The organism is Cellulomonas citrea, from assembly GCF_009829685.1.
GTDB classification, from domain to species: Bacteria; Actinomycetota; Actinomycetes; order Actinomycetales; family Cellulomonadaceae; genus Cellulomonas; species Cellulomonas citrea.
This window is the reverse complement of record NZ_VWSD01000043.1, coordinates 1-20,628: the sequence shown is the minus strand read 5'-3', so window position 1 is coordinate 20,628 and position 20,628 is coordinate 1. Positions and strand designations below refer to the sequence as shown.

18 protein-coding genes and 1 pseudogene are annotated in these 20,628 nt (G+C 73.4%); 13 read left to right on the top strand and 6 right to left on the bottom strand.

The features are described from left to right. Positions 1-1,407 (bottom strand): glycosyltransferase (locus F2B26_RS06980; RefSeq protein WP_159807787.1); only part of this gene is annotated, 1,407 nt, incomplete at its 3' end. A 346-nt stretch (positions 1,408-1,753) separates the two neighbouring features. On the opposite strand from F2B26_RS06980, the gene F2B26_RS06975 reads away from it, so the two are divergent. The 6 genes from F2B26_RS06975 to F2B26_RS06950 all read left to right on the top strand — a co-directional run bounded on the left by F2B26_RS06975 (position 1,754) and on the right by F2B26_RS06950 (position 8,694). Continuing rightward, positions 1,754-2,881 (top strand): VIT1/CCC1 transporter family protein, encoded by a 1,128-nt coding sequence (locus F2B26_RS06975; RefSeq protein ID WP_159807785.1) that lies wholly within the window; start codon positions 1,754-1,756, stop codon positions 2,879-2,881. Between the two features lie 211 nt (positions 2,882-3,092). Beyond that, on the top strand, positions 3,093-3,938 hold the full coding sequence (locus F2B26_RS06970; protein WP_235929542.1) for an FKBP-type peptidyl-prolyl cis-trans isomerase: 846 nt from the start codon (positions 3,093-3,095) through the stop codon (positions 3,936-3,938). A gap of 138 nt (positions 3,939-4,076) precedes the next feature. Beyond that, positions 4,077-6,122, top strand: coding sequence for an elongation factor G (locus F2B26_RS06965; RefSeq protein ID WP_159807781.1), 2,046 nt, complete (start codon positions 4,077-4,079; stop codon positions 6,120-6,122). A 104-nt stretch (positions 6,123-6,226) separates the two neighbouring features. Next, a complete protein-coding gene (locus F2B26_RS06960; RefSeq protein ID WP_159807779.1) occupies positions 6,227-6,844 on the top strand; it encodes an L-threonylcarbamoyladenylate synthase in 618 nt (205 codons plus the stop codon). Positions 6,845-6,957: 113 nt separating this feature from the next. Continuing rightward, entirely contained in the window at positions 6,958-7,710 is a 753-nt protein-coding gene (locus F2B26_RS06955) for a ParA family protein (RefSeq protein WP_159807777.1), read from the top strand. Positions 7,711-7,812: 102 nt separating this feature from the next. Then, positions 7,813-8,694 carry an aminotransferase class IV gene (locus tag F2B26_RS06950; protein ID WP_159807775.1) on the top strand — a complete coding sequence of 294 codons (882 nt, stop codon included), beginning with the start codon at positions 7,813-7,815 and terminating at the stop codon, positions 8,692-8,694. 52 nt (positions 8,695-8,746) lie between these two features. Here the strand turns inward: F2B26_RS06950 and F2B26_RS06945 are convergent, their stop codons facing one another. Further along, a complete protein-coding gene (locus F2B26_RS06945; RefSeq protein WP_159807773.1) occupies positions 8,747-10,219 on the bottom strand; it encodes an MFS transporter in 1,473 nt (490 codons plus the stop codon). Positions 10,220-10,478: 259 nt separating this feature from the next. Between F2B26_RS06945 and F2B26_RS06940 the strand changes: the two genes are divergently transcribed. After that, on the top strand, positions 10,479-11,054 hold the full coding sequence (locus tag F2B26_RS06940) for a TetR/AcrR family transcriptional regulator (RefSeq protein ID WP_159807771.1): 576 nt from the start codon (positions 10,479-10,481) through the stop codon (positions 11,052-11,054). Positions 11,055-11,097: 43 nt separating this feature from the next. Here F2B26_RS06940 and menC read toward each other — a convergent pair whose 3' ends face one another. From menC to F2B26_RS06925, 3 genes are read right to left on the bottom strand one after another with little or no spacing between them, the layout of a single operon-like run. Next, positions 11,098-12,186: an o-succinylbenzoate synthase gene (gene menC, locus F2B26_RS06935; RefSeq protein WP_235929541.1), complete on the bottom strand. Its 1,089-nt coding sequence runs from the start codon at positions 12,184-12,186 to the stop codon at positions 11,098-11,100. Between the two features lie 33 nt (positions 12,187-12,219). After that, positions 12,220-12,921: a MurR/RpiR family transcriptional regulator gene (locus F2B26_RS06930; protein WP_159807769.1), complete on the bottom strand. Its 702-nt coding sequence runs from the start codon at positions 12,919-12,921 to the stop codon at positions 12,220-12,222. Further along, positions 12,918-13,751, bottom strand: coding sequence for a GNAT family N-acetyltransferase (locus F2B26_RS06925; RefSeq protein WP_159807767.1), 834 nt, complete (start codon positions 13,749-13,751; stop codon positions 12,918-12,920). The genes F2B26_RS06930 and F2B26_RS06925 overlap by 4 nt, the downstream gene beginning before the upstream one ends. A 194-nt stretch (positions 13,752-13,945) precedes the next feature. On the opposite strand from F2B26_RS06925, the gene F2B26_RS06920 reads away from it, so the two are divergent. Further along, complete coding sequence (locus tag F2B26_RS06920) at positions 13,946-15,079, top strand: M20/M25/M40 family metallo-hydrolase (protein WP_159807765.1); 1,134 nt, start codon at positions 13,946-13,948, stop codon at positions 15,077-15,079. Positions 15,080-15,112: 33 nt separating this feature from the next. On the opposite strand, the gene F2B26_RS06915 is transcribed toward F2B26_RS06920, so the two are convergent. After that, the gene (locus tag F2B26_RS06915) at positions 15,113-15,898 is read right to left on the bottom strand and encodes a tyrosine-protein phosphatase (RefSeq protein ID WP_159807763.1); all 786 of its coding nucleotides are present in this window, start codon (positions 15,896-15,898) and stop codon (positions 15,113-15,115) included. 122 nt (positions 15,899-16,020) lie between these two features. Between F2B26_RS06915 and F2B26_RS06910 the strand changes: the two genes are divergently transcribed. From F2B26_RS06910 to F2B26_RS06890, 5 genes and pseudogenes are all read left to right on the top strand, one after another. After that, positions 16,021-17,409, top strand: coding sequence for an MFS transporter (locus tag F2B26_RS06910; RefSeq protein WP_159807761.1), 1,389 nt, complete (start codon positions 16,021-16,023; stop codon positions 17,407-17,409). Continuing rightward, positions 17,406-18,422, top strand: coding sequence for an alpha/beta hydrolase (locus F2B26_RS06905; protein WP_159807759.1), 1,017 nt, complete (start codon positions 17,406-17,408; stop codon positions 18,420-18,422). Before F2B26_RS06910 ends, F2B26_RS06905 begins: the two co-directional genes overlap by 4 nt. After that, entirely contained in the window at positions 18,419-19,246 is an 828-nt protein-coding gene (locus F2B26_RS06900) for a glycerophosphodiester phosphodiesterase (RefSeq protein ID WP_159807757.1), read from the top strand. Before F2B26_RS06905 ends, F2B26_RS06900 begins: the two co-directional genes overlap by 4 nt. 441 nt (positions 19,247-19,687) lie before the next feature. Next, entirely contained in the window at positions 19,688-20,125 is a 438-nt protein-coding gene (locus F2B26_RS06895; RefSeq protein ID WP_159807755.1) for a hypothetical protein, read from the top strand. 295 nt (positions 20,126-20,420) lie between these two features. Further along, positions 20,421-20,628 (top strand): annotated as a pseudogene (locus tag F2B26_RS06890) (hypothetical protein); the annotation flags it as partial.

Here is a 20,628-nt window from a genome sequence, read left to right as displayed (position 1 = left end):
CGCGAGGGGCGCCGCCGCACGTTCGCGCCCGTCGGGCCCGACCTCTGCGGCCCCGTGCGCCCGGACCTGCGCGACGGGGGTGCCGTGCGATGGTGTCCGGTCGACGAGGTCGACGGGTGCGGGCCGCGCGGACGAGGCCTCCAGCTGAGCCATGAGGTCACCGCCGGCGTAGGCGCCGGCCCGGGTGCCCCAGCCGGCGGCGTGCGCCATCCGGAAGAAGCCCATGAGGCGGATCGGCATGAGGAACAGGGTCGACACGATGATGAACAGCGGGAGCCGGAGGACGTCGGACGGCTTCTCCTGCAGGTGCCGCACCTGGCGGATCGACATGGACAGCACCGAGGACACGAGCATCAGCCCGACCACCCAGACCCAGCCGGACATGCCGGTGTAGGTCGCCAGGATCGCGGCGTAGAGGTTCTCCCCGGTGTGCGTGGCCGAGCGGTAGACCCAGCCCCCGAGGGTGCCGAGCAGCAGGAACGGCAGCGCGATGTCGGTGAGGAAGAAGATCGCCAGGACCGGGGCGTGCCCGAGCATCCAGGGCAGCATCCGCAGGGTGTTGTACTGGCTGCCGCGGGCCCAGCGCAGCTGCTGCTTGTAGAGCTTCTTCACCTGGAGCGGGGCGTCGGTGTAGACCAGGCTCGTCGCCTGGTAGACGGTCTTGTACCCGGCCTTGAGCGTGAGGTTGGTGAGCGTCCGGTCGTCGGAGACCTCGAGGAAGACGCCGAGGAAGCGTTCGGACATGAACCTGTCCATCACCGCCATGAGGATGCGCCGGCGGAAGGCGATGGTCCGGCCGGGCAGGCAGCCGATCTGGCCGAGCACCGACTGGGCGGGCATCGAGTACAGCGCGCGGCTGTTCTCCAGCCAGTCGGCCCAGCGGGTGATCCAGGAGCGCTCGGGCTCGAGGATGCGCTGCCGGGTGGTGACGCCGCCGACGGCCGGGTCGGCGAAGGGCTTGACCAGCTCGGCGAGCGTGCCGGGGGTCCAGATCGTGTCGGAGTCGACGAGCACGGTGATGTCGCCGACGGACTGCTCGGTGCCGATCTTGACCGCGTTGCGCTTGCCGGGGATCGGGGTGTGCACCCAGCGCACGGCGGGGGCGAAGTCGTCGCAGATCGCCTCGAGGGCCGGGTTCGGCCTGCCGTTGATGACGACGATGGTCTCGGTCGGGCCCTGCGCGACGATCCGGGTGAGCACGTCGCGGAACAGGTCCTCGGGTTCGTCGACCACCGGGACGACCACGGAGGTCGTGGTCGCGTAGGCGGCGGTGACGGGGCGGTAGCGCCTCGAGAGCACCACCTTGAGCACCCACAGCGCCCAGACGAGGGCGGAGAAGACGGCGAAGAGGTAGAGCTCGTTCTGGGCGGTCAGCATCTGCCGCATCTGCAGGATGAAGATGAACATCGCACTTCCCTTGCTGCTCGTCGCGGGTCTGATCGACGCCGTTGGCGATGCAGTGGGACGGGCCCCGGTGCTGCCGGTGAGGCCGTGTGCACCTCGTCCGTCTGGGGGCGGACGAGGTGGCGCCAGTGTGTGCAGCGCACGAGCGCGCTGTCACCCGCGGAGTGTGAACGCCGTGTCACAAGGTCATTGCACGATGTGACACGCACGAACGGCGGTGCCTCGATCTCCAGGTGGGAGCCGCGTGTGCCGACCCGATGAGTCCGCTGTGTGATCTGCGACACATTTCGTGGATTTCGGGCATATCGGGCACAACGACCTCGGAGAGCGCCCGTGGGATCATCGCGCCATGTCCACGCCCACCTCCGCCGAGCTGCGACGGTGGCGCCGGCACCTCGCCGACGAGCGCGCCGAAGCCGCCGTCTACCGCGACCTCGCCTCGCGCCGCACCGGCGAGGAGCGCGAGATCCTGCTCGCCCTCGCCGAGGCCGAGGGTCGTCACGAGGCGCACTGGCTCGCGTTGCTCGGCGAGCACGCCGGGCCTCACCGCGCCGGCGCCCTGCGCACCCGGGTGCTCGGCTGGCTCGCCCGGCGGTTCGGCTCGGTGTTCGTGCTCGCCCTGGCCCAGCGTGCCGAGGCCCGCTCCACCTACGACGTCGACACCGACGCCACCCCCCAGATGGCCGCCGACGAGCGGATCCACGCCGAGGTGGTCCGCGGCCTGGCGACCCGAGGGCGCCAGCAGATGTCCGGCACCTTCCGGGCCGCCGTGTTCGGCGCCAACGACGGGCTGGTGTCGAACCTCGCCCTCGTGCTCGGCGTCGGCGCCAGCGGCGTCTCGCCCTCGATCGTGCTGCTCACCGGCCTGGGCGGGCTGCTCGCCGGTGCTGCGTCGATGGGTGCCGGCGAGTACGTCTCGGTGAGCTCGCAGCGTGAGCTGCTCGACGCCTCCCGCCCGGCCAGCGACGCCGGCCACGCCCTGCCGCTGCTCGACACCGACGCCAACGAGCTCGCCCTGGTCTACCGGGCCCGAGGCATGACGCAGGACGCCGCCGCCGAGCGGGCCGCCACCGTGCTCGCCTCGCTCGCCGAGTACGAGCGCCTCGAGGCCATCAACGGGCAGCTGCTGCGCACCTCGACCGCGCTGCCGGACCCGTCCGGCGCGCACCTGGCCCCCCAGCGCGACGAGCACGAGGCGATCGGCACCGCCTGGGGCGCGGCCACCGCGAGCTTCCTGTTCTTCGCCTCCGGCGCCGTCATCCCCGTGATCCCCTACCTGCTCGGTGCCACCGGCGGGGTGGCCGTCGCCTGGTCGGCCGGGCTCGTCGGCGCCGCGCTGCTGACCACCGGTGCCGTCGTCGGGCTGCTGTCCGGGTCCTCACCCGCGGCGCGTGCGCTGCGCCAGCTCGCCATCGGCTGGGGGGCCGCCGGGCTCACCTACCTGCTCGGGCTGTCCTTCGGCTCCGCCGGGCTGTGAGTCTCGTCCGGCTGTGAGTCCGGCCGCACGGCCCGGTTCGCGCGCGCAGATCGCGTACCGTGGGCAGGTCGCGCCGCTCGGCGCGGACTCCCGATCCGTGAGGTTTCTCGTGCGTCGCGCCGCCCCCTTGGCCGTACTCGTCCTGACCGCAGCGCTCGGTCTCGCCGCCTGCACCGGCGGGTCCAGCGCAGCCCCGAGCCCCACCCCCTCCGTGAGCTGGGCCGCCGACCCCCAGGACCTCGCCGTCCTCAAGGGCGTCAAGGTCACCGGTGACCTCGGCAAGGAGCCCACGGTCACGCTGCCCGCGACGCCGTTCACCGTCAACGGGTTCACCACGCTGCTGGTCCAGGACGGGACCGGCGCGCCGATCACGAGCGGCGAGATCGTCTCCGTCCAGGAGGTCGCCGTCTCCGGCGCCGACGGGAGCACGCTCGGCAGCACCTGGAGCACCGGGGCGCAGACCCTGCCCGCCGGGAACAGCAACATGGCGGCCGACCTCAACACGGTGCTGCTGTCCGCGCACGTCGGGGCCCGGATCCTGGTCGCCGTGCCGTCGAGCACCCAGGGCGGCACCGCGGCCCCCACGACGAGCGTCTACGTGATCGACGTCATCGACGCCTACACGGTGCCGACCAAGGCCACCGGTGAGCCCGTCGCCCCAGCGGCCGGTCTGCCCACCGTGACGCTGTCCGACTCCGGCGAGCCGTCGCTCACGCCGGTGAGCGGTGCCGCACCGACCACGCTCGTCGCCCAGCCGCTCATCAAGGGCGCCGGGCCCGCCGTGCAGACCGGCCAGACGCTGACCGTGCAGTACACGGGGTGGCTGTGGGACGGCACCAAGTTCGACTCCTCGTGGTCGACCGGCTCCCCGGCCACCTTCAAGCTCGACACCGGTTCGGTGATCGCGGGCTGGGTCGAGGGGCTCACCGGGCAGACCATCGGCAGCCAGGTGCTGCTCGTCATCCCGCCGGACAAGGGCTACGGCGCCAACGCGCAGGGCACCATCCCGGCGAACTCCACGCTCGTCTTCGTGGTCGACATCCTCGACGCACGCTGACCTGCTGCTCTGCCCGCAGGCCCGGCACCGGTTCGTCCGTCGCCGGGCCTGCGGCGTTCCAGGGACGCTCGTCCTGACGTGCGGTGGTCGCCCTCAGTAGGCTGAACGCAGCCATATCGCTCAACGGGGAGACGATCCATGGACGCGACAGCACACCTTCGGACGGTCGCGGTGCTCGGTGCCGCCGGCGCCGGCAAGACCACCCTCGTCGAGGCGCTCGCGCTGCGCGCCGGGGTGCTCACCCGGGCCGGGACCATCGAGGACGGCACCACGCTGTCCGACCACGAGCCCGAGGAGATCGCCCGCGGCATGTCGCTGGCCCTCGGTGTCGTGCCCCTCACCTGGACCGCCGACGACGGGGTCACCTACGACCTCACGCTGCTGGACACCCCCGGCTCGCTCGACTTCGCCGGTGCGGTCGACGACGCGCTCGCGGTGGCCGATCTCGCGCTCGTCGTCGTGAGCGCGGTCGACGGCGTCCAGGCCGGGACCCACCTGGCGATGGACGCCGCCCGGACCGCCGGCGTGCCGACGCTCGTCGTGGTCACCAAGGAGGACAAGCCCCGCGCCGACTTCCACCGGGTGCTCGACGAGCTGCGCGCCGCGTTCGGCGACTCCCTGGTCCCGCTCGAGCTGCCGGTCGCCGAGGAGGAGTCGTTCACCGCCCTCGCCGACGTGCTGGCCGAGGAGGGCGTCACCTACGACGCCGCCGGCGCGCACCACGTCCCGCTGCCCGAGTCCGTGGCCGACGAGGAGCACCGCCTGCACGAGCAGGTCACCGAGGAGATCGTCTCGCACGACGACGACCAGCTCGAGCGTTACCTGGCCGGTGACCAGCCGAGCGTCGCCGAGCTCGAGCGCACGCTCGCCCACGAGGTGCGCGACGGCGAGGCCGTGCCCGTCCTCGTGGCCTCGGGCCTGTCGGGGGTCGGGGTGGACCGGCTGGCCGACCTCGTGTGCGAGCTGGCGCCGTCCCTGGCGGACCGGCTGCCGCGGGTGCTCGCCGGGGACGTCGAGGTCGAGGTCGCCCCCGACCCGTCCGGGGTGGTCCTCGTGCACGCGTTCCGGACGCTCGCCGACCCGTTCGTCGGCCAGGTCACGCTCGTGCGGGTGCTGTCCGGGACGGTGCGCCCCGGCGACCGGCTGATCAACGCGACGACGCACGCCGAGGAGCGCATCCCGGGGCTGTTCCGGCTGCGCGGCAAGGAGCACGTCCCGGTCGAGGCGGCCGGACCCGGTCAGGTGGTCGCGGCGGCCAAGCTCGCGTCCACCCCGGCGGGCTCGCTGCTCAGCCCCAAGGGCGGTGCCGGCAAGGACCTGCGCCCGCGGCCGCTGCCCGCCCGGCCCGGGGTGTACGCGCTGGCACTGGAACCGGTGACGCAGTCCGACGACGACCGGCTCTCGGCCGCGTTGGCCCGGCTGGTGGCCGAGGACCGCACGCTCACGGTCGACCGGGTCGGGGACCGCACGGTGCTGCACGGGCTCGGCGACACGCACCTGGCCGTCGCGCTGGAGCGGCTGGCGCGCATCTTCACGGTGCACGTGACGACCTCCCCGGTGCCGGTGGCCTACCGGGTGACGATCGGGCGCCCGGCGCAGGCCGAGGGCAAGGTGAAGAAGCAGTCGGGCGGGCACGGCCAGTTCGCGGTGGTCGGGCTGCGGGTGTCGCCGCTGCCGCGAGGCGCCGGTCTGGAGTTCGTCGACGCGGTGGTCGGCGGCGCGATCCCGCGCAACTACATGGCCGCCGTGCACAAGGGTGTCGTCGAGGCGATGGCCGGTGGCGCGCACGGCCACGAGATCGTCGACGTCAAGGTCGAGATCCTGGACGGCAAGTCCCACCCGGTGGACTCCTCGGACATGGCGTTCCGGACGGCCGCGGCGCTCGGGGTGCGCGAGGCGCTGGCCGCGGGCGGCTCCGTGGTGCTCGAACCGGTCTCGAAGGTGCTGGTCACGGTCCCGACGACGGTGCAGGGCGATGTGATGAGCGACCTGTCCACCCGGCGCGGGCGGATCAACGACACCCGGTCGCTGGACGGCGGCCTCGTGCAGATCGAGGCCTCCGTGCCGGCGGCCGAGCTCACCCGGTACGTGCTCGACCTGCGCTCGCTCACCGGCGGCCGGGCCGCGCTCACCATCGAGCCCGACCGCTTCGAGGTCTGCCCGGAGCACCTGGTCCCGGCCTGACCGGAGCCCTGGCCCGGAACCGGGTGCGGGGCCCCGCCGCGAGGACGCCAGGGGCCGTCGCCCCGACGGTGCGCAGCGCCTGCCAGGCGCCTAACCTGGCGAGCATGGCCCGCTTCTTCGACGTCCACCCGACCGACCCGCAACCGCGCGCGATCTCCCAGGTGGTGGCGATGCTGCGGGACGGGGCCGTGGTCGCCTACCCGACGGACTCGATGTACGCGCTCGGCACCCGGATGGACGACCACGACGGCGCCGACCGGATCCGGGCGCTGCGCGGCGTCGACGACAAGCACCAGTTCACCCTCGTGTGCGCCGACTTCGCCCAGCTCGGGCAGCTCGTCACGCTGAGCAACGCCGCATTCCGGTCGATCAAGGCCGCGACCCCCGGGCCGTACACCTTCATCCTGCCTGCGACGCCGGAGGTGCCCCGGCGCCTCGCGCACCCCAAGAAGCGGACGGTCGGCGTGCGCATCACCGAGCACCCGGTGGCCCAGGCGATCCTGCGCGAGCTCGGTGAGCCGCTGCTGTCCTCGTCCCTGCTCATGCCGGGTGCGGACTGGCCGATGACCGAGGGCTGGCAGATCAAGGAGGAGCTCGACGACCGTCTCGACGCGGTGGTCGACGGCGGCGACTGCGGCACCACCCCGACGACGGTGGTCGACTGGACCGAGGGCGAGCCGCAGGTCGTGCGGGTCGGGGCGGGCGACCCGGACCGCTTCTGACCAGCGGCGGCCCCAGGGCAGACGCCCCACCGGCGTCGGCGTGCCTGCACCGCGTTCGTCGCCCGTCGTTCACCCCGATCGCGTAGCGTCCCGCCCAAGGAGGCGGGCCAGCCATGAAGACCATCGCGGTGTACAGCGTCAAGGGCGGGGTCGGGAAGACCACGACCGCAGTCAACCTCGCGTTCGCGGCAGCCGGTGCGGGGTCCACGTTGCTGTGGGACCTCGACCCGCAGGGCGGTGCGACCTACCTCATGCAGGTCAAGCCCAAGCTGCGCGGTGGCGCCCAGGCCCTGGTCACCGGGCAGACGCCGGTGCGCGGGGCGGTGCGCCGCTCGGCGTGGGAGACGCTCGACGTGCTGCCGGCCGACGCGACCTACCGCGAGCTCGAGCTCACCCTCGACGGGGCGAAGAAGTCCGAGCGTCGGGTCGAGCTCACCCTGGCCGCGTTCGACGGCGAGTACGACCACGTGATCCTCGACTGCCCGCCCGGGTCGTCGGTGCTGGCGCGCAACGTGCTGCATGCGGCCGACCTCGTCGTCGTGCCGCTGGTGCCGTCGCCGCTCGCGCTGCGCTCGCTCGACCAGGTGCTCGAGCTCGTCGAGTCCGAGGACCGGCCGCCGCGTGTGCTCGCGTTCCTCACCCAGGTCGACCGGCGCAAGAAGGGGCACCGCGAGGCGGCCGCCGAGCTGCCGGTGCAGCGCGCGCAGGTGGCCGACGTCGCGGTCCCGGCCTCCGTCGTGGTCGAGCGGATGGGGGAGCACCGGGCGCCGCTGGGCTCGTTCGCCGCCGCGACCCCGGCCGGTCAGGCCTATGCCGAGCTGTGGCGCGTCGTGGAGAAGGCGGTCCGCAAGCCGGCTCGGCGCTGACCGTCGTCCCACGATCCGTTCACGGTCACCAGAACGCAACATACGAGTCGTATCCTGGCCATCGCCGGCTGCGAGGGCCGGCGCCGCCACGAGGGGAACACGATGGGCACCGCCGTTCTGGTCATGATCGATCACCCGAGCGCGAGCCACCCAGGAGCGCCCGCCCACCGGCTGGTCCCGGCCGGTTCCGCGCAGCTTCCCGTCACGGATGTTGCTGTCACCCGCGGTGACGGCATCTTCGAGACGGCGGCCGTGCGCGACGGTGTGGTGCAGTCGGCCGAGCGCCACCTCACCCGGCTGGCGCACTCGGCGGCCATGCTCGAGCTGCCCGTGCCGGACCTGCAGGTCTACCGCGAGGCGATCGCCGAGGCGGTCGGCGCGCTCGCCGACTCCTCGGATGCGTTCGTCAAGTACACGCTGTCCCGCGGTGACGAGGAGAACCCGAAGGGTCCCATCGGCTGGGTGTACGCCGACGTGTCCCCCGACCACGAGGACGAGCGGACCGAGGGCCTGCCCGTCGTGCTGCTGTCCCGCGGGTACGCGCTCGACATCGCGCAGACCGCGCCGTGGCTGCTGCAGGGCGCCAAGACGCTCTCGTACGCGGTCAACAAGTCGGTGCTGCGCGAGGCGAAGAAGCGCGGTGCAGCCGACGTCGTGTTCACCACGACCGACGGCTACCTGCTCGAGGGCCCGACCAGCTCGCTCGTGCTGCGCCTGGGCGACACGCTCGTGACCACGCGTCCGGAGTCCGGCATCCTCGCCGGCACCACGCAGGAGGACGTGTTCGCCTTCGCGGCCGAGCTCGGGCTGCGCAGCGAGGTGCGCGATGTGCGGGTCGAGGAGCTGGCCGCGGCCGACGCCGCCTGGCTGATGAGCTCGGTGCGGCTGGCCGTCCCGATCAACGCGGTCGACGGCGTGCCGAAGGCGTTCGACGCCGCGCTCACCGAGCAGATCAACACCAGGCTCATCGCGCGCCGCGCCTGACACCGCTGCGGCCCGCCCCTCGTGCGAGGGGCGGGTCGCAGTGCGCCGGGCGTCAGACGAGGACGGCGAGGTCCTCGGGCTGGGGCTCGTCGGCCCGGGGCCGGCGGTTGAACGGCCCGGCGGTGATCGTCGTCCCGGCCACCACGGCCGCGACCAGGAGCATCGCGACCGAGATCCAGATCGCGACCGAGAACCCGTGCACGGCCGCGACCGCGACGGCGGTGGGGTCGGCCGCCCCGTGCGCCGCGATGTAGCGGGCCGTGGCCGAGGTCGCCACCGTGTTGAGCAGGGCGATGCCGATGGAGCCGCCCACCTGCTGCGCCGTGTTCATCGTGGCCGAGGCCACCCCGGCGTCGCGCGGCTCGACCCCGAAGGTGGCCGTGCTCATCGCCGCCATGAAGTTCATGCCCATCCCCAGGCCGAGGAAGAACAGCGACGGCAGCACGTGGCCCAGATAGGACGAGCCGACCTGGATCTGGGTGAGGTAGGCGAGCGCGGCGGCGGCGATCGTCAGCCCGGGCACCATGAGCCGGCGCGGGGCGACGCGCGGCAGCAGCCGGCTGGCGATGGCCAGCGACCCGGTCATCATGCCGACGGTCATCGGCAGGAAGGCCAGCCCGGTGCGCACCGGGGAGTAGCCCTGGACCACCTGGAGGTAGTAGGTGAGGAACAGGAACACCCCGAACATCCCGACGGTGGTGAGCCCGATGGCACCGAGCGCACCACCGCGGTTGCGGTCGCGGACCACGCGCAGCGGCAGCAGCGGGTGCGCGACCCGCTGCTCGACGGCGACGAAGAGCGACAGCAACGCCAGGCCGAGCACGAACATGGACAGCACGAGCGCGGAGGTCCAGCCGCGCTGCTCGGCCTCGCCGAGGCCGTAGACGATGGCGAGCAGCCCGCCGCTGGCCAGCACCGCACCGGCGACGTCGAGCCGGGGGGCCGACGTCGGGCGGTGGTCGTGCAGGAAGAACGCAGCGACGAGCACGGCGACCACGGCGATCGGTGCGTTGACGAGCAGGCACCAGCGCCAGTCGAGGTACTGGGTGAGCAGCCCGCCGACGATGAGCCCGATGGCGGCGCCACCGCCGGCGATGGCGCCGTAGATGCCGAAGGCGCGGGCCCGCTCACGCGGTTCGGTGAAGGTGACGGTGAGCATCGACAGCGCGGCCGGTGACAGCAGCGCGGCGAACACGCCCTGCAGGGCGCGGGCGCCGAGCAGCATGCCGGCGTTGACGGCGAGCCCGCCGATCGCGGAGGCGAGGGCGAACCCGATGAGCCCGATGAGCAGGGCGCGCTTGCGTCCGATGAGGTCGCCGATCCGCCCGCCGAGCAGCAGCATCCCGCCGAAGGCCAGGGTGTAGGCCGTGATGACCCACTGCCGGTCCGCGTCGGAGATGCCCAGGTCGTGCTGGGCGGAGGGCAGGGCGATGTTCACGATGGTCATGTCGAGGACGACCATGAGCTGGGCCAGGCCGATCCCGACCAGGCCCCACCAGCGGCGGGGGTCGGTGGATGGGGTCATCGCGGGCGCGGGGCCGGTCGGTGCGGTCCCGGGGTGCGCGGGGCTGGGGGTCCCAGCGGGGTCAGGGCGTACGGGGTCCATGGCTGGCCTTCCGAAGGAGGGGGGCGAGCTGCACCGCTCGTGGGGGTGGGCGGGCTAGTCTGTTTCCTAGCCGGCCGGTAAGTTGATGTGACCGTACGACGGTACTTACTAGCCGTCAAGTCAGTTTGCGCGCAGCGATGCGGCGAGAGACGGACCAAGGAAGGGTCGGCGAACGACCATGGCAGCCACGACGGCCGAGGCCGGCACCCGACGCCGGGGGAACACCCGCGGGCAGATCCAGCAGGCCGCCCTCAGCCGGTTCACCGAGCAGGGCTACGACAAGACCTCGCTGCGGGAGATCGCCGAGGACCTCGGGATCACCAAGGCGGCCGTCTACTACCACTTCCGTTCCAAGGACGAGATCCTCGAGAGCCTCATGGGCGAGGCGATGGTGCGGCTCGACGAGCTGGTCGCCTGGATCAGGGAGCAGCCGCACACCCGCGAGGTGCGCCTCGAGCTCATCGCCCGGCTGTCGGCCGCGGCCTCCGACGGGCTCGGCGACCTCATGCGGTGCGTCCAGGTGAACGAGACCGCTCTGGACTCGCTGCCCGACCACGTCAACCTCGCCCGCCGCTACAAGCACGAGCTCTGGGAGGCCGCCACCCCGCCGGACGCCTCCGTGGCCGACCGGCTCCGGTTCCGGCTCGCCGTCATGGCGGTGCTGCTCGCCAGCCAGGGGATGGCCGACCTGGGCGGTACGACGCAGGAACGCTCGGCCGCCGCCCTCGAGGTGGCCACCGCGCTCATGCCCTGACCTGGGCGGGGCTTCCGTCCGGCCTCGCGGGGCCGTCAGGCCGTCAGGCGACGGCGACCTCGTGCACCCGCAGGGTCGAGGCGGCCAGGTACTCCTCGTCCACCTGCGCCCCCAGCCCGGCGACCGTCGGGACGCTCACCCGGCCGGCATGGGCGACCACCGGGGGCAGCACGACGTCGCGGGCGTAGTACTTGTCCGAGCCGGACACGTCGGACGGCAGCGTGAAGCCCGGCAGCGAGCTGAGCGCGACGTTGGCGTAGCGGCCGACACCGAACTCGTGCATCCCGCCGCACCACACGCCGAGCCCGGCCGCCGAGGCCAGGTCGTGCGCGGCGACGGCGGCGGTGAGCCCCCCCATCCGGGAGACCTTGATGTTGAGCACCCGGCCGGCCGACAGCTCGAGCGCCAGGCGCAGGTCGGCGAGCGACTCCACCGACTCGTCGAGGCAGACGGGCGTGGTCACCGTGGCGGCGAACCGGGCGTGCGCGAGCAGGTCGCGCGGGGCGAACGGCTGCTCGATCATCGTGAGCCGGTGCTCGTCGAGCGCGCGCAGGGCCGCGAGGTGCTCGTCCGACTCGGTGTAGACGCCGTTGGCGTCCACGTGCACGTCGAGGTCCGGGTAGGCCGCACGCACCGCACGCACCGGCTCGACGTCCCAGCCCGGTGCGATCTTGAGCTTGACCCGCGGGTAGCCGTGCCCGACGTGCAGCGCGACCTGCTCGAGCAGCGCGTCGATGGTCGGCTCGATGCCGAGGGACACCCCGGCGACGACCTCGGTGCGCGTCCCGCCGAGCGCGGCAGCCAGCGGCACACCGGTGGCCTGGGCGAACAGGGACCAGGCGGCCACGTCGACCCCGGCCTTGGCGAACTCGTTGCCGCGCACCTTGCGCCACAGCGCGCTCACCTGCGAGGGGTGGTCCCAGTGCGCGCCCAGCACGGCGGGCAGCAGGTAGTCGCGGGCCACGAGCCAGCAGGTCTCGACGTTCTCGGCGTTGTAGTACGGGTCGGCCGCCGAGGCGATCTCGCCCCAGCCGACGGCACCGTCCTCGTCGACGAGGCGCACGAGGATGTGGTCGAGGTGGCCCTTGCGGTGCGAGCTGGTCTGGAACTCGTGCACCAGGTCCAGGCGCACGAGGTGCAGGGATGCGGCGACGACGCGGATGGTTCAGTCCTCCGAGGTCGGGCCGGGATGGGCGTCCCCGGCGAGGTAGAGGCCCAGGTCGGCGGCGAGCTGGTCACGTGCGGCGATCCGGCGGCGGGCACCCTTGGCCGAGGCGCCCACGAGCGTGGCCAGGATGTGCGAGACCGCGACGACGGCCGTGGGGGAGTCGACGAACGATGCCGACCCGGTGTCGACGACGACGGTGACCGCCGCCTTGGCCGCGAGCGGCGCGTCGGCCGAGTCGGTGATCGCGACGAGCGAACCACCCGCGGCGGCGAACGCCGTGGCGAGCGCGGCCGTCTCGCGCCGGTAGCGGCGGAACGAGAACGCGACGAGCACATCGCTCGCGGTGACCTCGGCGAGCACGTCGAGCGCGGGCACGGTCGCGTCGTCGATGAGGTGCACGTGCGAGCAGCTCACCGCCAGGTCGGTGGCCAGCAGGGTGGCGAACGCCAGGGACTTGCCGGTGCCGGTGACGTAGCGCCGCCGCGCCGCGACGACGAGCGAGGCCGCGGCCGGCAGCGCACCGGACTCGGCGACCTGGCCCAGGGTGGTGACCAGGTGGCCGTCCTCGGCCTGGACCAGGCGGCGCACCAGGGTCTCGGCGCTGGGCCGGCCGGCCAGCCGGGACGCGAACCTGTCGTCGACCGTCCCGTCCTGCGCACCGTCGACCGGGGCCGGCGCCCCCGCGCCCACGGCCGTCATGCCGTGGCGGCCGACGGGTGGTCGGCGGCCGGTTCGAAGCGGTACACCGAGGTCAGCTCGTCCACCCGGCGGCAGGACACCGCGACCAGCCCGAGGCCGAACAGCTCGGGCAGCGCGTAGTGCACCCGGGCGCGCGAGATCCGCGCGGCCTCCGGGTCGCGGGCGGTGAGCTCGTTGATGCGGGCAGGCACCGGCAGGTACCAGGCGTCGCGATCAGCCGGCTGCGGCACGCCCCAGCGCCGCCCCTCGGGGTCGACGATCGGCGGTTCGGCGTCGTGGTGGTCCACACCCGCGGTGATCGGCGTCGTGTCGGTGATGTCCCACTCGACGACGAGCCGGTCGGTGCCGGGCCCGTAGAAGTCGGGGTGGAACCAGCGCGCCCTGGCCCCGAGCACGTCGAGGTTGAAGTGCGCGTTGCGGGCGATGAGCGGGTCGTAGGCCCAGCGCATGGTGCGCGCACCGTGCGCGAGGGCGATGCGCGCCTGCTCGCGCTTGAGCCGGCGGCCCAGACCCCGGCCCTGCACGTCCGCAGCCACGACGGCGGCCTGCGAGTAGTGGTAGGTGCGGCCCTGCTCGTCGGCGCCGGCGAAGCCGTACGCGAAGGCCACCACCCGCTCGTCCGGCGTGAGCACCCCGACGACGGACCCGCCGTTGGCCGCGAGCGCCGACAGCAGCCGCGGGTTCACCCCGTGCGCCGGGTCGGTGTACCCGAACACCTCGCGGTAGAGCTGTGCCGCCGCCTGCAGGTGCGACGAGTCGCTCAGACCCATGACGACGAGGTCGTCGGGCGCCGCGTCGAGCGACCTGTCTGCGGTCACCGTGCTCACCATCTTCCGCTCCCTGCACCGGCTGCACCGGGGCCGCCGCGCGGACCCGGGGGACGACGCCGGGCCCTGTTGCACCTGACCCGCGCCGACGGGCCATCGAGGTCCGCCGGTGGGATCATACGTCACGGCTCTACGGCCGGACAGCGGCGTCTCAGCAGGATTGCCCCGCCAGCGCCCGTGGCATACGTTGCGTATCCATGAGCAGCTTGATGGAGTGCGCCCGACAGCGGGCCGACGAGGACGTCGAGCGGCTGATCGCCTGGGCGCAGGTCGAGACGCCGACCGGGGACCGCGCCGCGCTCGACGGCTTCGCCTCGCGGGTGGCAGCCGAGGCGGGGGCCTACGGCGCCACGTCCCGCCGGGTGCCGCTGCCGCAGGGCGATGTGCTCGTCGTCGAGGTCGCCGGCCGCGGACCGCTGGCCGCCGCCGCACCCGCCGTGCTGCTCGCCCACCACGACACCGTGCACGCCGTCGGGTCGCTCACCGGCGCCGTGCCGCTGCACCGCGACGGCGACGTGCTGCACGGCCCGGGCGTGTTCGACATGAAGGGCGGGCTGGTCGCCGCCCTGTCGGCGTTCGCCCTGCTCGCCGGGCACGACCACCGGCCCGTGCGGCTGCTGCTCACCCCCGACGAGGAGATCGGCTCACCGTCCTCGGCCGCCACCGTCGTGGCGCAGGCCACCGGCGCCGCCTACGTGCTGGGCCTCGAACCGCCGCACCCCGACGGCGCCCTCAAGACCAGCCGGATGGGCTCCACCCGGTGGCAGCTCGCCGTCACCGGCCGCGCCTCGCACGCCGCGCTCGACCCGGGCGCCGGCATCAACGCGATCGACGAGCTCACCGACCAGCTGCTCACCGTGCGCGCCCTCACCGCCCGGTACCCGCAGGTGCTCGCCAACGTCGGGGTGATCGACGGCGGCGGACGCACCAACGTCGTGCCGGACGCCGCCCGCGCCGTCGTCGGCCTGCGGTTCCTCGACCAGGAGACCGAGACCGCGGTGCTGGCCGAGCTCGCCGACCTCACGCCGGTCCGGCCCGGTGCGCTCGTCGCGCCGTCCGTGCTCACCCGCCGGCCCGCCTGGGGTCCGTCGCAGGCCACCGACACGCTGCTGGCCTCCGTCGTCGCGGCCGGTGCGCACCTCGGCCAGGAGATCAGCGGCCGGGCCGCGACCGGGGCCGCCGACACCAACCTCACCGGCGGGGCAGGGATCCCGTCGCTCGACGGCTTCGGCCCGGTCGGGGCCGGTGCGCACGCCGTCACCGAGCACGTGCTGCTCTCCTCGATCACGCAGCGCGCCGCCCTGCTCGCGGCGGTGCTCAGCCAGGTGTGACGTTCGGGGTCGGGCCAGGCGAGACGAGCGGGCTCAGACCAGGGCGCCGCGCCAGGTGAGCAGGGCGCGCCGCTGGGCGTCGTCCAGGCCGGCGCGGTCCATGAGGTCCGGCAGGTCGATGCCGGCGTAGGCGTCGCGCACCGCCTGCTCGGTGCTGCTGCCGTACCGGGCGCACAACGCCTCGAGCTCCGGCTCCCGGTTCGGGCGGCCCCGCGCGGCTGCGACCCGGTCGGCGGTGCGGACGGTCTGCAGGTAGTCGTCGACGGCGGCGTCGGGCTCGACGTCGGCCGCCGCCAGCAGCAGGAGCGACACCAGACCGGTCCGGTCGCGTCCGCCCAGGCAGTGCAGCAGCACCCCGCCGGGCCGCGCACCGCCGACCGCAGCCAGCGCCGCACCCGCGCGCTCGGGCATCCGCGCCAGGTGCGGCAGGTAGTACAGCGCCGTCCCCACCAGGCCGTTGTCCCAGTAGTCGGCCCAGAACTCCTCGTCCTCCCGGTGGTCGAGGTCCACCTCGACCACGTCGAACCCCACCACCGACGGGTCGCCGGTACCCGACGCGTCCGACGACGGCACCCGCGGCGGCGCCGTCGGCCTGCGGTCGCGTTCGACGGGCTGGCGCAGGTCGACGATCGTGCGCACCCCCAGGGCGTGCAGCCGGGCCCACCCGCGCTCGGTCACCTGGTCGGGCACCTCGGAGCGGAAGAAGACGCCCGACGGCGTCGTCGAACCGTCGCGCCGCCGCAGCCCGCCCAGGTCCCGGAGGTTGTGCAGACCCTCGACACCGAGGTCCCGCGAGGCACCGAGCGCATCGTCACCCACCCCCCGAGGCTAGGGGCGACGGCCCGGGCACGCGCCCGGTCGCACGCCCCGCCGCGCGCCAGGTCACCGCGCGTTCACCGGGAGGCTGCCCCTGGGACGCCGGGCGGTCCTAGCATCCGGACATGAGCACACCGGACCCGACCTCTGCGGCGTCGCAGGTCGGCGAGTCGCCTCGCACCTCCCACATCGTCGCCTGGGCCGCCTGGGACTGGGGGTCGTCGGCGTTCAACGCGGTGGTGACGACGTTCGTGTTCACCGTGTGGCTCACCGGGTCGTCGTTCGCCGAGACCGGTGCCGACGTCGAGGCGGCCAAGGCGCTGCACAGCCAGTGGCTCGGCTGGGGCCTGGCGATCGCCGGGGTGCTCGTCGCCGTGCTCGCCCCGGCGCTCGGCACGCTCGCCGACGCCGCCGGCCGGCGCAAGCCGCTGCTCGGCATCGCGTCCGGCGTGGTCGCGCTGTGCGTGCTCGCCATGTGGTTCGTCACGCCCACCCCGGGCGCCATGGCGAGCAACGTGCTGCTCGGGATCACGCTGCTCGCGGTGGGGACCGTGTTCTTCGAGATCGGGTCGGTGGCCTACAACGCGCTGCTCGTGCAGATCACCACCCCGCGCACCATCGGCCGGGTGAGCGGCATCGGCTGGGGCTCGGGGTACGTCGGCGGGATCGTGCTGCTGCTCGTGCTGTTCGTCGGGTTCATCAACCCCGACGTCGGCTGGTTCGGCGTCACGTCGGCCGACGGGCTCAACATCCGGGTGTCGATGCTGGTCGCGGGCCTGTGGGCACTCGTGTTCTCGCTGCCGGTGCTGCTCGTCGTGCCGGACCGCGCCGGGGTCGCGCCGCGCCGGATCGGGATGGTCGAGGCGTACCGGTCCATCGGGCGGCACATCGCCTCGCTGTGGCGCACCCGCCGCGCGACGCTCAAGTTCCTCATCGCCTCCGCGGTGTTCCGCGACGGGCTGGCCGGGGTGTTCACCTTCGGCGGGGTGCTGGCGGCCGGCTCGTTCGGCTTCACCTCGCAGGAGGTCATCCTGTTCGCCATCGCCGCGAACGTGGTGGCCGGGGCCGCGACCATCTCCGTCGGCTGGTTGGACGACAGGTTCGGGCCGCGCCGCGTGGTCACGTCCTCGCTCGTCGTGCTGGTGATCGCCGGGTCGGCCGTGTTCGCGCTGCACTCCTACGGCAAGCCTGTGTTCTGGGTGTTCGGGCTGGCGCTGTCGGCCTGCGTCGGACCGGCGCAGTCGGCGTCGCGCGGGCTGCTCGCGCGGCTGTCCGACCCGGGCCGCGAGACCGAGATGTTCGGCCTGTACGCCACGACGGGGCGCGCCGCGACGTTCATCGCGCCGGCCGCGTTCTCGGTCGCGATCTCGATCGGCGGTGAGCAGTACTGGGGGATCCTCGGGGTGGTCGCCGTGCTGGCGCTGGGCCTGGCGCTGTTCGTGCCGGTGCGGTTCCCGCGCGGGCTCGGGGTCGACGGGCGCGCCGACGTCGCCTCGCTGGTGGCGGTGCCGTGAGCCTGGAGGCGGCCGTCACGCACGACGACGGCCCCGTCGGGACCTGGGTGCCGGACCTGCTGCTGGCCGGGTACGAGGCCTGCCGGCTGCCGGCCTGGGTGCCGCCCGAGGCCTCGCTCGCCTCACGGCTGGCGGTGGCCGGCCGCGACGACCCCGTGCTCACCCTCGTGCGCCCGGCCGACGGGCCCGCCGACCCGCGCGGCGTCGTCGTGCACCTGCACGGCTACAACGACTACTTCTTCCAGACCCACCTGGTCGACACCCTGGCCGAGGCCGGGTGGGCGTTCCTCGCCGTCGACGCGCGCCGCTGCGGCCGGTCGTGGCGTCCGGAGGAGGTGCCGCACTACCAGGCCGACCTGCGCGAGCAGGCCGACGACCTGGGCCGCGCCGTGCGCACCGCACGTGAGCTGCACCCCGGGGTGCCGGTGGTGGTGCACGCCCACTCGACGGGTGGTCTGGTCGCGTCCCTGTGGTCGCACGCGCACCGGGCGCGCGGCGGGCCGGACGCGCTCGTGCTCGACTCGCCGTTCTTCTCGGTGACGAACTCCTGGATCCAGCCGCTGGCCGACTCGGCGCTGCCGGCCCTCGCCCGGCGCACCCCGCTGCGGGCCATGTCGCACGCGCCGTCCCGGTACGCCGCGCGGCTGCTGGAGCGCTGGACGTTCGACACGACGCTCAAGACCCCCGACGGCGTGCCCGCACGGGCCGCCTGGCTGGCCGCCGTCCGCGCAGGTCAGCGCCGGGTCGGCCGGGGCCTCGCGGTGCCCGTCCCGGTGCTGCTCGCGCACAGCGCACGGTCCGGTCTGGACGCGCTGGACAACCCCGACCTCGACTCGCAGGACACCGTGCTCGACGTCGTGCCGATGGCCCACCTGGGACTGGGCGTCGGCCCGGACGTCACCGAGGTGTCGATCGACGGCGGGGTGCACGACCTCACGCTGTCCACCGATGTGCCGCGCGCGGAGTACCTGCGGACCCTCGTGGACTTCCTGGGGACGAGACTGGGGGGATGAGCACGCCGTCGGCACAGCCTTCATCGTCGGAGCCGGCCTTGTTCGGGCCGGCCTTGTTCGGGCCGGGCGACCGGCCGGCGGTCATCGGACACCGCGGCAGCTCGTGGGTCGCGCCGCAGAACACGCTCGCGGCGTTCGAGGCCGCCTGCCGGGCCGGGGTCGACGCGATCGAGCTCGACCTGCAGCTCACGTCCGACCAGGTCGTCGTCGTCATCCACGACGACGAGGTGGACGCGACCACCGACGGCACCGGACCGGTCGCCGGCTTCACGGCCGCCGAGCTGGGCGCCCTGGACGCCGGGTCGTGGTTCGCCCCGGCGTTCGCGGGCGCCCGGGTGCCGCTGTGGCCGCAGGTGCTCGACCTGGTCGCCGCCCATCCGCAGGTCGGGCTGCTGATCGAGCTCAAGGGCGACTGGACGCCCGCCCAGACCCGGCTCGCGCTCGACCCGCTGCTGGCTGCCGGGCTCGGCCCGCGCAGCATCGGGCAGTCGTTCTCCCGCACCTCGGTGGCCGCCATCCGCGAGGTCGCGCCCGGCCTGCGCCGCGGGCTGCTCGTCGAGGACGCCGCCGACGACCTGCTCGAGGCCTGCGCGGCGCTCGGCGTGCTCACGTGCAACCCGAGCGGCCTCATGCTCCAGGCGGACCCGCGCCTGGTCGCCCGGCTGCACGCCGCCGGGCTGGCCGTCATGGTGTGGACCCTCGACGAGGACTGGATGTGGCGCCAGACCGTCGACCTCGGGGTCGACGCGATCATCAGCAACCGGCCCGACCGGCTGGCGGGGTGGCTGGCCGGGCGGCTAACTGCCACGGCCGGGATCGCCTGACCCACCGACGAGAGGGCGCTCCGACAGGAGGAGTGCACACCTCGCGTCGCAGCGCCCTCGCGCTCTGAACTTGGCCGAGCCCCGCCGTGGCACACAGCAGGTGCAGTCGAGACGCGCGCCGAGGGTCCTGCCCACTGCTCTGCGTGACCGGTGACACGCGCCAGGCCCGCGGTCCTGAGCACTCCGGCGAGGACTCGTGCGACACCAGAGCGCGAGTTCCACTACTGACCGCTTGCGCGGTGCCAAGGCGCGAAGGCAGCCCTCGACGGCATCCACCACCACACGAGGGCACGTTCCGAGGCGACACCGAGTCTGTCCGCAGGGGATCGGGATCACCTCTCCGTCGGATCTTTGTTGTCTCTCCTGTTGACCTGGCAAATAATTTCACATATGCTTAGGTCTCCAGCAAGTCAACATCACTAGATCTAGGGGGCTCTTCCCATGGCCACGTATGACCTCATGAAGAAGCGAATCAAGTCCAGCGGCGGCGTCGCCACCGCAACCCTCGGGGAACTCCGGGAGGCCATCAATCAGGCAAGGCTCGGTCCGTACGTCCTGCAGGACATCGCCAAGGGTCTCGAGCGTGAAGGGATCGCCTACTTCCCCTCCGTGACCATCGACGACAACAAGGCGCCCCGGAAGTGGGAGGAAGTCCGTCTCATTCTGGCCGACCAGAGCAACCCCATCTACAAGGCTCTGAGGGCCATCGAGGACCCGAACGCCGACGGCGATGCCTTCCTGGTGAGCCTGGCTGCGGCGGGAACCCCAGTCGCAGACGTGGCACGGTACGAGGATCGCCTCAAGCGCACCCGCGGAGCACTGGAGGACGCCCTGGCAATCCTCGATGAGCCGTCAGACGCCGAAGTCGACCCCAACTGAGCAACTGACCCGGGTCGATCGCACGCGGGTCGATCGGCCCGGGTCGAACGCTCAAGCAATACTCCGCACCCGTACGGACGCGCCCCAGTGACATTCCCACACCCTTGCGAACCTGGGTCTCACGTGGGCTGTCGCCGAACGGACGGTGGCTCCCACCCTCTCGAGGACGCTCCAACTGGCGGCCTTGAGACCCGGGTGAGCTGGATGTCTCTGCCCGGCTGCGATCCGCCGCCCGACCGGCTGGCGGGGTGGCTGGCCGGAGGGGCCGCGGCACCTCGACCCTGACAATGGGCGGGTGAACGAGCCGGGGCGGGGTCTGCGCAACGCGGGGGTCCGGGCTGCGCTGGTGTCCGCGGTGCTGTTCGGCGCGAGCGCACCGCTGGCCAAGCTCCTGCTCGGCGAGGTGAGCCCGTGGTTGCTCGCCGGGCTGCTCTACCTCGGGGCCGGGATCGGCATGGCCGTGTGGCGGCGGGTGCGCCGCGCGCCACGGGTGCGACCGGCCC

Bases quoted from the DNA above. Each gene is read 5' to 3' on its own strand.
- F2B26_RS06950 (WP_159807775.1), top strand. From the start codon at position 7,813: ATGGGCACCGCCGTTCTGGTCATGATCGATCACCCGAGCGCGAGCCAC.
- F2B26_RS06925 (WP_159807767.1), bottom strand. From the start codon at position 13,751: ATGGTGAGCACGGTGACCGCAGACAGGTCGCTCGACGCGGCGCCCGAC.
- F2B26_RS06940 (WP_159807771.1), top strand. From the start codon at position 10,479: ATGGCAGCCACGACGGCCGAGGCCGGCACCCGACGCCGGGGGAACACC.
- F2B26_RS06945 (WP_159807773.1), bottom strand. From the start codon at position 10,219: ATGACCCCATCCACCGACCCCCGCCGCTGGTGGGGCCTGGTCGGGATC.
- F2B26_RS06960 (WP_159807779.1), top strand. From the start codon at position 6,227: ATGGCCCGCTTCTTCGACGTCCACCCGACCGACCCGCAACCGCGCGCG.
- F2B26_RS06895 (WP_159807755.1), top strand. From the start codon at position 19,688: ATGGCCACGTATGACCTCATGAAGAAGCGAATCAAGTCCAGCGGCGGC.
- F2B26_RS06955 (WP_159807777.1), top strand. From the start codon at position 6,958: ATGAAGACCATCGCGGTGTACAGCGTCAAGGGCGGGGTCGGGAAGACC.
- F2B26_RS06910 (WP_159807761.1), top strand. From the start codon at position 16,021: ATGAGCACACCGGACCCGACCTCTGCGGCGTCGCAGGTCGGCGAGTCG.
- F2B26_RS06965 (WP_159807781.1), top strand. From the start codon at position 4,077: ATGGACGCGACAGCACACCTTCGGACGGTCGCGGTGCTCGGTGCCGCC.
- F2B26_RS06975 (WP_159807785.1), top strand. From the start codon at position 1,754: ATGTCCACGCCCACCTCCGCCGAGCTGCGACGGTGGCGCCGGCACCTC.
- F2B26_RS06900 (WP_159807757.1), top strand. From the start codon at position 18,419: ATGAGCACGCCGTCGGCACAGCCTTCATCGTCGGAGCCGGCCTTGTTC.
- F2B26_RS06930 (WP_159807769.1), bottom strand. From the start codon at position 12,921: ATGACGGCCGTGGGCGCGGGGGCGCCGGCCCCGGTCGACGGTGCGCAG.
- F2B26_RS06920 (WP_159807765.1), top strand. From the start codon at position 13,946: ATGAGCAGCTTGATGGAGTGCGCCCGACAGCGGGCCGACGAGGACGTC.